This is a genomic window from Streptomyces diastatochromogenes (genome assembly GCF_002242805.1).
GTDB lineage: Bacteria > Actinomycetota > Actinomycetes > Streptomycetales > Streptomycetaceae > Streptomyces > Streptomyces diastatochromogenes.
In genome coordinates, this window is record NZ_MCGQ01000003.1 from 74,744 (window position 1) to 85,247 (window position 10,504).

Consider the following 10,504-nt stretch of genomic DNA (forward strand, 5'->3'; position numbering starts at 1 on the left):
CGTACCAATCGTGGCATACCGGCCGCGCCGCTCACGAGGTCGCGCAGAGGGTCAGGGACCGGTGCCCGTGAGGTACGCGGAGACCACCACGTTGGCCGTGTAGCTGCGGCTGATGCGGTCGAAGGTGCCGCCGCAGGTGATCAGGCGGAGTTCGGCGCGGCCCGGCTGGTGGGGGCCGTAGGCCTGCCGGGCGTCGAAGTCGTCGCGGGCCAGGACGCGGATGCCGTCGATGGTGAAGTGGGCGACCTTGCCGTCCGAGCGGACCACGCGGATCGTCTCGCCCGGCTTCAGGGTGCTGAGCTTGTAGAAGACGGCGGGCCGGGTCTCGGTGTCGACGTGGCCCACCATGAGCGCGGCCCCTGCCGCGCCGGGCGCGGTCCCGGAGCCGTACCAGCCGACGACTCCCGGCTGGTCGAACGGCGGCGGGTCGACGGCGCCCCGGCTGTCCAGGCCGCGGGCCGTCACGGGGGCCTGCACGCCCAGTTCGGGGATGTCGATGCGCTGCGGGGTCGCGGGGCCGAGCGGCTTGGCCGCGGGCGGCAGCCGGACCCGCTCGGTGCCGAGTCCGGCCACGTCACCCGGGCCGGACGGGCTCTCGGCTACGTCGGTCACGCCCCGGCCCCACAGCCACAGCCCGAGCAGCAGGAGCGTCCAGGCCAGGGCGGTGAGCAGGCGCGCGGTGCCGGTGGTGCGCCCGGGGTCGTCGGACATGGCGGCCGTACGCCCTCAGTCCGTGCCGCGGCTCCGGCGGGCCCTGAGCAGCCCGACGGCGGCCGCCGCGACCCCGGCGAGGGCCAGGCCGGTCACCGCCTGGCCGGTGCCGGGAGCGGACCCGCTGGTGGCCACCGTGGCGAAGTGCGCGGTGCCGCCGCCGCCCGCGTGGACCGGGGCGACAGGCGAGGCGAGGGCGTCGGACGGCAGCCCGTCCCGGCCCGAGGAGGTCTCCACGACGGTGATCCGGCCGGTGACGACCGTGCCGGAACAGCTGATCCGCACCTCGTAGCCGCCCGGCTCCAGTGAGGTGCGGATGCGGGTCTCCCCGGCCAGCGTGCCCTGGCTGCCGGTCAGCCGGGCGTCGGAGACGAACGCGGCGGAGGCGGCGGTGCCCTGCGCCCCGGTGCAGCCGCGTACCCGTAGGGACACGTCGCCGCCCGGGGCCGGGGCGGCCGGGGTCACCGTGACTCCTGGGCCGTCGTCGGCCGCGTACGCCACCGGGGTCAGGGCGGCGACGGCCAGGAGTCCTGTACAGAGAGTGAGGCGAACTGAGCCCATCGTGAACCTCCAGACAGTGGGAGGCTCCCCCGTACGGCGCGCCTCCGCATCCCGGGGAGGCACGCGATTGCTCCATACGGGTGGGACAGGGTGGGTGCCGGGTTTGGAAGTCCCTGCTCAGACGAGGTCTACGAGGTCCGCGATGGAGTCGACGACCTGGGAGGGGCGGAAGGGGTAGCGGTCGACGTCGTCGGGCTGAGTGACGCCGGTCAGCACCAGGAAGGTGCGCATCCCGGCCTCCAGGCCCGCGAGGACGTCGGTGTCCATCCGGTCGCCGATCATCGCGGAGGTCTCGGAGTGGGCGCCGATCGCGTTGAGCCCGGCCCGCATCATCAGCGGGTTGGGCTTGCCGACGAAGTACGGCTTCTTGCCGGTCGCGGCGGTGATCAGGGCGGCGACCGAGCCGGTGGCGGGCAGGTCGCCCTCGGTGGAGGGGCCTACGTTGTCGGGGTTGGTCGCGATGAACCGGGCTCCGCCGTTGATGAGCCGCACGGCCTTCGTCAGGGCCTCGAAGGAGTAGGTGCGGGTCTCGCCGAGGATCACGAAGTCGGGCTCGTGGTCGGTGAGGATGTAGCCGATGTCGTGCAGTGCCGTGGTCAGGCCCGCCTCGCCGATGACGTAGGCGCTGCCGCCGGGCCGCTGGTCGTCCAGGAACTGGGCGGTGGCCAGGGCGGAGGTCCAGATGTTCTCCACCGGCACGTCCAGGCCCATCCGGCGCAGCCGGGCGTGCAGGTCACGGGCGGTGTAGATGGAGTTGTTGGTCAGCACCAGGAAGGGCCGCCCGGATTCGCGCAGCTTCTTCAGGAAGGCGTCGGCGCCGGGGATCGGCACCCCTTCGTGGATCAGGACGCCGTCCATGTCGGTGAGCCACGACTCGATGGGCTTGCGGTCTGCCATGTGCTTGCGTCTCCTGCGTGCGTACGGTCAAGAAGCGGGGGCGCCGGAACCACGGCGTACCGACGCCCCCAGCCTAATCAGGAAGGCCTGATCCTGACCCTGGTCAGGAGTGACTGATCACTGGCCCCTTCTGCGGGGGCTCCTGCCGGTAGTAGGTGGTGTAGGTCAAGGTGGCGGTGCCGCCGCCGGTGAGCGGGTACGCGGGGCTGACGAGCGTGGAGTCGAAGGTGCCGGTGAGGGCCTTGTCGCTCCACTCGTCGCCGTCGGCGACCGCGAACACGTTCCGGGCGCGGACGTTGCACTCGCGGTTCTGGTCGCGCTGGGTCCAGAACTCGTCGGTGGTCACCTTCTCGGCCGTGAACGGCCGAGCCTGTCCGCTCGGCCGTTAACACCTCGTCGCGCTCCCGACTGCCCCCTACGACAGGACGGTCACGGGTCGCATCCACCCAGCCCCCAGCAGGTATCAGGGAGCGGGTGCGGGTGCGGTGACAAACACCCACGCCGAGCGTGCACGGCTGCGCACGTTGACCCCGGCGACGACGTCGGCCGGGCCAGCGAGCCCGCACCGACGACAACAGAAGTGGTCCCGGTCAGACCGGTTGGCCCGCTCGGTATGCCCGCAGCGCGGACATCGCTGCGAGGTATGGCGCGCGTCCACCTCCAGGAACGGCACTCCAGCCCGCCTGGCTTTGTAGGCGAGGTGCTGTCCAAGCTGGTGAAAGGGCCACGAGGAGAGGGTGCCCCGCTGGTCGCGGCGTAGCCGTACCCGCTCACGGATCCCGCCGAGTGCCTCGACGGCGATGCCGCGCGCGGTGCGTTGCGCGACGGACACGATCTCCTTGCTGATCTTGTGGTTCACGTGCGTGGCATGGCGCTTCTCCCTTTTCGCGCGGCGGGCCAGACGGCGGGTGGCCGAGCGGGTCTGCTTGGCCTGGAGTTCGGAGCGTTTGCGAGCCTGCCAGCGCCGATAGCGGCCCAGGCGTCGGCCCTGATGGTTGGTGCCGTCACTGGTCGTAGCAAGGTTGACGATGCCACGGTCCACCCCGATCCAGTCAGCCGGCTCATACGCCTCAGGATCGGGGATGTCACAGGTGGCGATCAGGAACCACTTGCCACCCCTGCACACGAGGTCACTCTCACCCTTGCGGTACTGCACGAGGGTCTTGAGCTGGCCGGGTGAGCAGGCGAACCGGATCCCCTTCATCCGCCCGTCCACCGTCCAGATCGACACTGTGCGTGCGTCGTACTGCCATGACAAGCATCGGTCGTCGAACGGCTGGGCCGCCTCCGGGCGGAAGACGACCGGCGTGCTGAGCGCCTTTCGGTACCGCTTGGAGTTGGGCGGGCCCAGGTTTCCGGCCCGCAGGTTGGCCTTCAGCGTGGCGTAGGCGTCGACGACCTTCTTAACCGCCCGCACTGCTGGCTGCGCCGACAGCCCGTAGGTGGCCTTCAGATCCGCGTACACCTCCTTCTGCAAGCCGTTGCGGTCCTTGAGGTTCTTGGCGAAGGCAACCTGCGAGGCGTGGGTAGCGGCCCGGTTGCAGGTGCGCAGGGTCGCCTCCAGTGCCAACGTCTGCACGGGCGTCGGCAGCAGCTTCACCTGCACCACCAGCTTCATGACATCGGAATTTAGTACGACCACCGCACACACGATCACGATTCGACCGGCGATCACCACGACCAGCGAACCACTGGACAGGCGTTCGCATTTCTCGTCTCGTCAGTCGGCCAGAGACGGCGGTGTGTCAGCTGCCCGTCGCGGACTTCCAGTCCTCGACGTAGGCCGTGAGGTTCTTGTCGATGTCGTTCCAGTCCGGCTGGAAGAAGTCCACGCCGTTCATCAGCTTGGCGAGGGCGACGGCGTTGGCGTCGGTGGCCTTGACGTCCTTGCGGGCGGCGAAGCCGCCGCCGATCTCGCTGACCTCCTGCTGCTGCTTCTGCGCGAGCATGAAGTCGAGCAGCTTCTTGCCGTTCTCGCTGTGCGGGGCCTTGGTGACCAGGCCGGCCGCGTAGGGCAGGGCGAAGGTGGTGGGCTTGCCGTCCTTCCCGGCCGGGAACCAGATGCCGAGGTTGGGCATGTCCTTGGACTGGGCGTAGTTCATCTGCACGTCCCCGTTGGCGACGAGGAGTTCGCCCTTGTCGACCTTGGGGGCGAGCTTGCCGGTGGAGGCGGACGGGCCGACGTTGTTGGCCTGGAGCTTCTTCAGGTAGGCGAGGGCCGCTTCCTTGCCGCCGAAGTCGTGGATGGCCTTGATGAGCACGGCGGTGCCGTCACCGGCGACGCCCGGGGTGGAGTACTGGAGCTTGTTCTTGTACTTGCCGTCGAGCAGCTCGTCCCAGGTCCTGGGCGCCTGCTTCAGCTCCTTCTTGTTGTAGACGAAGCCGAAGTAGTTGTTGACGACCGAGGTCCAGGTGCCGTCGACGGCCTTGTCGGCGCCGCTGACCAGCTCGGAGTCCTTCGGCTCGTACTTCTGCAGCAGGCCCTTGCCGTCGGCCTGCTGGATGAACGGCGGGAGGGTGACCAGCACGTCGGCCTGCGGGTTGCTCTTCTCGCGGACGGCGCGCTGCACCATCTCGCCGGAGCCGCCCTCGACGTACTTGACCTTGATCCCGGTCTGCTTCTCGAAGTCCGCGAAGACCTTGTCGTACCAGCCGTCGCCGTTCTCGCCCTTGAGGCCGTCGGCGCTGTAGACGGTGACGACCTTCTCGTCGGAGGCGGCGGAGGAGCCGCCGCAGGCGGACAGCAGCGGGGTGGCGAGGAGGGTGAGGGCTACGGCGAGCGTGACGCTGTTTCTGGGCATGGCGAGGCGAACTCCTTGCGGGGATAAGCGGGTTGGGAGGGCGGATCAGCGGTACGACGCCCGGGTGCGGACCCGGGAGACGACGAACAGGACGAGCAGGGTCGCGGCCATCAGCACCACCGCGACGGCGGAGCCCGTGAACAGGGCGCCGCGGTCGGTGGCCGCGTAGATCAGGACGGGAAGCGGGGTCCAGTCGGGCGGATAGAGCATCATGGTGGCGCTCAGCTCGCCCATGGACAGGGCGAAGCAGAGGCCGGCGGCGGCGGTCAGGGAGGGCAGCAGGAGGGGGAGCCGGACCCGCCACAGGACGTAGGCGGGGCGGGCGCCGAGGGAGGCGGCGGCCTGTTCGTAGGCCGGGTCGAGGCGGGTGATCGCGGCCGACACGGACTGGTGGGCGAAGGCGGTCACCAGGACGGTGTGGGCGATGATCACGATCCACCGGGTGCCGTTGAGCAGCAGCGGCGGCTGGGAGAAGGCCACCAGGACCGACAGTCCCACCACGACCGAGGGCACGGCGACCGGCAGCACGAACAGCGCGTCCAGCACCCGGCGGTGGCGCTTCTTCAGGGCCGCCCCGGCGAGCGCGGCCCAGGTGCCGGTGGCCAGGGCGAGCAGGCTCGCGGTGACGGCGGTGACCAGGCTGGTGGTCAGGGCCTGGAGGGCCTCGCCGCGGGTGGCGGAGCGGTAGTGGGCCGTGGTCAGCCCCGAGGGCAGGACGCCGGACCAGTGGGTGGCGAAGGAGGCGCCGAGGACGACGAGGAGGGGCAGGGCGAAGAGGGGCAGGAAGAGCAGCAGGAACACCGCCCATACGGCCCACTTGGCCTTGCGGCTATGCACCAGCACGACGGCTCACCACCCGGTAGAGGCCGTACAGCCCCACGGAGATCAGGACGTTGACGACGGCGACCACGCACGCGCCCGGATAGTCGGACTCCAGGATCGCCTTGCTGTAGACGAGCATCGGCAGGGTCGTGACCCCTTTCGCACCGGTGAACAGCACGATCCCGAACTCGTTGAGGCACAGCACCAGGACGAGGCTCCCGCCGGCCGCGAGCGCGGGCAGCGCCTCCGGCAGGATCACCCGCCGTACGATCCGCGGCGCGCGGGCACCGAGCGAACTGGCCGCCTCCAGCTGTGCGGTGTCGAGCTGGGAGAAGGCGGCGAGCAGCGGCCGCATCACGAACGGCGTGAAGTAGGTGACCTCCGCCAGCAGCACGCCCCAGGGCGTGGTCAGGAACTGGAAGGAACCGACGATGCCCGTGGTGCCGTAGATGAACAGCAGCGCCAGCGTGATGAGGAAGGACGGGAAGGACAGGTACACGTCGATGAACCGCGCCACCGCCTTCGCCCCGGGAAACGGTACGAACGCGATGACCAGCGCCAGCAGGAACCCGAGGACCAGACAGCCGGCCGTGGAGGCCAGCGCCAGCCAGACGGTGGTCCACAGCGCGTGCCGGAAGCCCTCGGAGGCGAAGACGTCGGCGTAGGGCTGGAGGGAGGTGCCGCCGGTGTCGGGGTGGAAGGACTGCTGGACGACTAGGGCAAGCGGGTAGAGGAAGAAGAGGATTAGGGCGGCTATGGGAGGTAGGGCCCAGACAAGCGCCCCAAAGGGGCGCGGGGAACTGCGCGACCGGCCACGGACGACGCGAGCTTTCTGTACGGCCTCAGCCATGGCTGACTCCTGCGGGCAGCAACACCGCGTCCTCGGACGCGAAGTGCAGGCTCACGGAGTCACCGAGGCCAGGTGGATTCTTCAGCTCGCGCAGGTCGGCCATGACCGTGTGCCCGTCGACATTGACGTACAGCCGATGGGTGGCCCCCCGCCATTGAATCTCGGTGACCGTGCCGATGAACTGGTTGGGCCCTTCCCCGAGCCCGACCAGATGCGGCCGTACGCACAAAGTGGCCCATGCACCGGGGATCACGCCGTCCGTGTCGACCTTCACCTCGGTCCCCGCGAAGAAGACACCCCCGGTCCCCACGGTCACCGGCACCAGATTCGCACCGCCCACGAAAGACGCCGTGAACTCGTCAGTGGGCGCCCGGTACAACTGCCTCGGCGTCCCGCATGCGCGCAGCTTCGCAGCGTCCATCACCGCGATCCGGTCCGCCAGCGTCAGCGCCTCGACCTGGTCGTGGGTCACGTACAGCATCGACACGTCCGGCAACTCCCGGTGCAGCCGGGCCAGTTCGGCCAGCATCCCGGACCGCAGCTGGGCGTCCAGCGCGGACAGCGGCTCGTCCAGGAGCAGTACGTCCGGCCGGATGGCGAGCGCGCGGGCGATGGCGACGCGCTGCTGCTGTCCGCCGGACAGCTCCCTTGGGAAGCGGCGGGCGTAGGCGGCCATGCCGGTCATCTCCAGCGCCTCGGCGACCCGCCCCCGTATCTCGCCCTTGGGCGTCTTCCGTGCCCGGAGTCCGAACGCCACGTTCTCGTCCACCCGCAGGTGCGGGAAGAGGGCGTACTGCTGGACCACCATGCCGATGCCGCGCCGGTACGGCGGCAGGTCCGTCACGTCCCGGTCGCCGAGGAACACGCGCCCGGAGGCGGGCCGTACGAACCCGGCGACCGCCCGCAGCGCGGTGGTCTTGCCGGAGCCGGACGGCCCGAGCAGCGCCATGACCTCGCCGGGCTCGACGGTCAGGTCGAGGGAGTCGAGGACGACGTTGCCGTCGTAGGCGACCGTGACGGAGTCGAAGCGGATGCCCATCTCACCGGGCTCCCGTGAGCAGGGCGGGCAGGGCGGCGACGGAGTCGAGGACGTGGGTGGCGCCGGCGGCCCGGAACTCGGCGTCGCCATGGGCGCCGGTGCGGACGCCTGCGACCAGTCCCGCACCCGCCCGTACGCCGCTGAGCACGTCGTACGACGTGTCGCCGACGACGGCGACCTGCCGGACGTCCTCGGCGGCCTTGGTCCGCACGAAGGCCTCCAGGACCATGTCCGGGAAGGGCCGCCCGCGCCCGCCCGCGTCGGCCGGGCAGAGGGTGAGCGGTACGAGGTCCGGCCAGCCGAGGGCGGCCAGGATGGCGTCCTGGGTGACGCGGGCGAAGCCGGTGGTCAGGACGACGGTACGACCGCTGCCGGCGAGTTCCTCGATGGCCTCGCGGGCGCCGGGGATCGGGGCGATGAGCCCTGCGTCGACGAGGTCGCCGTACGCCTTCTCGAAGGCGGTGTTGGCGCGCTGGGCGAGATCCTCGTCCCCGAACAGGTGCCGGAAGACGGAGATCTTGGACTCGCCCATGGTGGCGCGGACGTAGGCGAGCTTCTCGGCGTGGTCGGCGGAGCCGGGCTCGACGCCCAGTTCGGCAGCGGCGGCGGCGAAGGCGCGCTCGACGAGGCCGCCGTCGGCGACGGTGGTGCCGGCCATGTCGAGGACGACGAGTCGGATGTCGGTCATGGGGGTACTCACCAGCCCAGTTCGTTCGCGGTTGTTTCGGCTATCGCCGGGGAGCAGGTCATGCCGCGCCCGCCGGGCCCGGTGACCAGCCACACCCCGTCGCCCACCTGCTGCCGGTGGACGACCCGGCCGGTGTCGGTGCACTGCGCGTACACGCCGGCCCAGCGGCGCCGGATCTTCGGCAGCGGGCGGCCGAGCAGGGACTCGACCACGCCGGTGAGGTGGTCGTAGGGGTCCTCGACGGTGTCGAAGGCGAAGGGGTGCTCGTACTCGTGGGTGTCGCCGATGGTCAGGCCGCCGTCGGCGCGCTGCACCATGAGCAGCTGCATCCTGTGCGCGGCGGCGGTCTCCGGCTGCGGTTGGCGGGCGTTCAGCTCGTCCAGTGCCGAGGAGGCGTAGGCCGGGTAGTACCGGAAGCTGTCGGCGTCCGCGACCGAGGTGGTGAGCGGTTCGCCGAGCGGGTCGGTCTGCATCATCTGGAGGCGGACGCGGCGCACGGGCAGGTCGGGCCCGGCCAGTTCCCGTACCAGTCCGCCGAGCCAGGCGCCGGTGCACAGCACGACGGCGTCGGCGTGGTGCACGTCGCCGTGGTCGTCCCGGACGGCCCCGGCACCGACCACCTCGCGGACCTCGCGCCCCGGCAGGAAGGTGTAGTTCGGGGACTTCAGCAGCTCCGCGCGCAGGGCGAGTTGGGCGGTGCGCGGTTCGACGGCGGCGTCGCGCTCGCAGTAGAGGGCGGCGGTGAACTCGCCGCGCAGGGCGGGGTTGAGGGCCCGCGCCTCGCCGGGGGTCAGCAGCTTGTAGCCGCGGGCGGCGGCGTCCGGGCGGGCCACGGCGGCCTCGGCGACGGCGAGTTCGAGGGGGCCGCGCACCGGGGTGAGCGACCCGTTGGCCCGGAAGCCGAGCCCGGGCACGCGCCCGCCGATCCCCTCCCACAGCTCCCGCGCCCGCAGCGCGGTCTCCAGTTCTTCTCCACCGGCGCGCCCGCTGACCCAGATCTGCCCGAAGTTGCGCAGCGAGGCGCCGCGCGCCTCCGCCTCACGCTCGATCTGGACGACCTGATGGCCGCGCTCCACTGCTTGCCAGGCGTGCATGGTGCCCACCACGCCTGCTCCGACGACTGTCACTCTCACGGCGGCAACGCTCCTCGTGAACGGGTAACCGGAAGGGTCCGGCTGACAACGAGAGCGTGAACGACCCATCACGTTTGGGCTAGACCCGTTATCTTCTCGTGATAATAGAGGAGGAGGCGGTGGGTGATTTTGGGCGGTTTTCAGCCGTTCAGATGTGCGGTGAAGGAGAACCGGTCACCGCGGTACAGGGTGCGCACGCGCTCCAGCGGGCGTCCCTCCGTGTCCCGGGACACGCGGTGGATCAGCAGCATGGGCAGGGCGGGCGGGGTGCCGATGAGCAGGGCCTCACGGGGGGTGGCCAGCACTGTCTCGATGCGCTCGTCGGCGTCGCCGAACTCGATGCCCTGGGCTTTGAGGAAGGCGTAGAAGGAGGAGTCGGGGTCGAAGCGGGAGTCGAGGTCGGGGACCCGCTCGACGGCGACGTAGGTGCTCTCCAGGCCGACCCGCTCGTCGTCGGCGAGCAGCACGCGCTCCAGGTGCCAGACGGGTTCGCCCCGGGTGAGCCCGGTCTCGGCGGCGAGCGGCTCCGGGCACGGGAAGCGGTCGAGGGTGACGAGCGTACGTCCGGGCGTACGGCCCTGGCGGCGCACGCCCTCGGTGTAGCTCGCGAGGGACAGCGGCTGGGCCAGCTTGGGCCCGGCGACGACGGTCCCCCGGCCCCGCCGCTGGAGCCGCCCCTCCAGCACCAGCTCCCGCACGGCCTGCCGTACGGTCTCGCGGGCGACGTCGTACCGCTCGGCGAGATCACGCTCGGTGGGGATGAGGCTGCCCTCCCCCAGCTCCTCCAGCAGTCCGGCGATGCGCGCCTTGACCGCGTAGTACTTAGGGATGCGCCCGTGCTCGGGGATGCCGGAGCGGACGGGGGCGCCGGGGGCCTGGTCGTTCGGGTAGTCCACGGAGGGATCGTCGCAGACGGGGGCGGGGGTTTCGTACGGCGGCCCGCGCCTGAGGCGCGCGGAGGCCCGCGCCCGAGGTGTGCGACGGCCCGCGCCCGAGGTGCGC

General features: G+C 70.9%; 11 protein-coding genes and 1 pseudogene. All 12 read right to left on the bottom strand.

Annotated features, from left to right (window positions below):
* Positions 1-51: 51 nt before the first annotated feature.
* Positions 52-711 (bottom strand): class F sortase, encoded by a 660-nt coding sequence (locus tag BEK98_RS01430; protein ID WP_094214471.1) that lies wholly within the window; start codon positions 709-711, stop codon positions 52-54.
* Between the two features lie 15 nt (positions 712-726).
* Positions 727-1,272, bottom strand: a complete 546-nt coding sequence (locus BEK98_RS01435; RefSeq protein ID WP_094214472.1) for a hypothetical protein — start codon at positions 1,270-1,272, stop codon at positions 727-729.
* Between the two features lie 117 nt (positions 1,273-1,389).
* On the bottom strand, positions 1,390-2,169 hold the full coding sequence (locus BEK98_RS01440) for an HAD-IIA family hydrolase (RefSeq protein ID WP_094214473.1): 780 nt from the start codon (positions 2,167-2,169) through the stop codon (positions 1,390-1,392).
* Between the two features lie 115 nt (positions 2,170-2,284).
* Positions 2,285-2,512 (bottom strand): annotated as a pseudogene (locus BEK98_RS01445) (alkaline phosphatase family protein); the annotation flags it as partial.
* Between the two features lie 120 nt (positions 2,513-2,632).
* Positions 2,633-3,787 carry an RNA-guided endonuclease InsQ/TnpB family protein gene (locus tag BEK98_RS01450; protein ID WP_244201703.1) on the bottom strand — a complete coding sequence of 385 codons (1,155 nt, stop codon included), beginning with the start codon at positions 3,785-3,787 and terminating at the stop codon, positions 2,633-2,635.
* Positions 3,788-3,914: 127 nt separating this feature from the next.
* A complete protein-coding gene (locus tag BEK98_RS01455; protein WP_094214474.1) occupies positions 3,915-4,970 on the bottom strand; it encodes a 2-aminoethylphosphonate ABC transporter substrate-binding protein in 1,056 nt (351 codons plus the stop codon).
* Between the two features lie 45 nt (positions 4,971-5,015).
* Positions 5,016-5,813 carry an ABC transporter permease gene (locus BEK98_RS01460; RefSeq protein ID WP_094214475.1) on the bottom strand — a complete coding sequence of 266 codons (798 nt, stop codon included), beginning with the start codon at positions 5,811-5,813 and terminating at the stop codon, positions 5,016-5,018.
* A complete protein-coding gene (locus BEK98_RS01465; RefSeq protein WP_094214476.1) occupies positions 5,800-6,642 on the bottom strand; it encodes a 2-aminoethylphosphonate ABC transporter permease subunit in 843 nt (280 codons plus the stop codon). Before BEK98_RS01465 ends, BEK98_RS01460 begins: the two co-directional genes overlap by 14 nt.
* Entirely contained in the window at positions 6,635-7,681 is a 1,047-nt protein-coding gene (locus BEK98_RS01470) for an ABC transporter ATP-binding protein (protein WP_094214477.1), read from the bottom strand. Before BEK98_RS01470 ends, BEK98_RS01465 begins: the two co-directional genes overlap by 8 nt.
* Before the next feature lies 1 nt (position 7,682).
* Entirely contained in the window at positions 7,683-8,369 is a 687-nt protein-coding gene (locus BEK98_RS01475) for a phosphonatase-like hydrolase (protein ID WP_094214478.1), read from the bottom strand.
* Positions 8,370-8,377: 8 nt separating this feature from the next.
* Positions 8,378-9,502 (bottom strand): TIGR03364 family FAD-dependent oxidoreductase, encoded by a 1,125-nt coding sequence (locus tag BEK98_RS01480; RefSeq protein WP_094214479.1) that lies wholly within the window; start codon positions 9,500-9,502, stop codon positions 8,378-8,380.
* A gap of 140 nt (positions 9,503-9,642) precedes the next feature.
* Positions 9,643-10,398 carry a GntR family transcriptional regulator gene (locus BEK98_RS01485; RefSeq protein WP_094214480.1) on the bottom strand — a complete coding sequence of 252 codons (756 nt, stop codon included), beginning with the start codon at positions 10,396-10,398 and terminating at the stop codon, positions 9,643-9,645.
* Positions 10,399-10,504: the final 106 nt, after the last annotated feature.

Excerpts from the sequence above, each read along its gene's own strand:
- BEK98_RS01435 (WP_094214472.1), bottom strand. The coding sequence starts at position 1,272 with ATGGGCTCAGTTCGCCTCACTCTCTGTACAGGACTCCTGGCCGTCGCC.
- BEK98_RS01440 (WP_094214473.1), bottom strand. The coding sequence starts at position 2,169 with ATGGCAGACCGCAAGCCCATCGAGTCGTGGCTCACCGACATGGACGGC.
- BEK98_RS01430 (WP_094214471.1), bottom strand. The coding sequence starts at position 711 with ATGTCCGACGACCCCGGGCGCACCACCGGCACCGCGCGCCTGCTCACC.
- BEK98_RS01475 (WP_094214478.1), bottom strand. The coding sequence starts at position 8,369 with ATGACCGACATCCGACTCGTCGTCCTCGACATGGCCGGCACCACCGTC.
- BEK98_RS01470 (WP_094214477.1), bottom strand. The coding sequence starts at position 7,681 with ATGGGCATCCGCTTCGACTCCGTCACGGTCGCCTACGACGGCAACGTC.
- BEK98_RS01450 (WP_244201703.1), bottom strand. The coding sequence starts at position 3,787 with ATGAAGCTGGTGGTGCAGGTGAAGCTGCTGCCGACGCCCGTGCAGACG.
- BEK98_RS01465 (WP_094214476.1), bottom strand. The coding sequence starts at position 6,642 with ATGGCTGAGGCCGTACAGAAAGCTCGCGTCGTCCGTGGCCGGTCGCGC.
- BEK98_RS01455 (WP_094214474.1), bottom strand. The coding sequence starts at position 4,970 with ATGCCCAGAAACAGCGTCACGCTCGCCGTAGCCCTCACCCTCCTCGCC.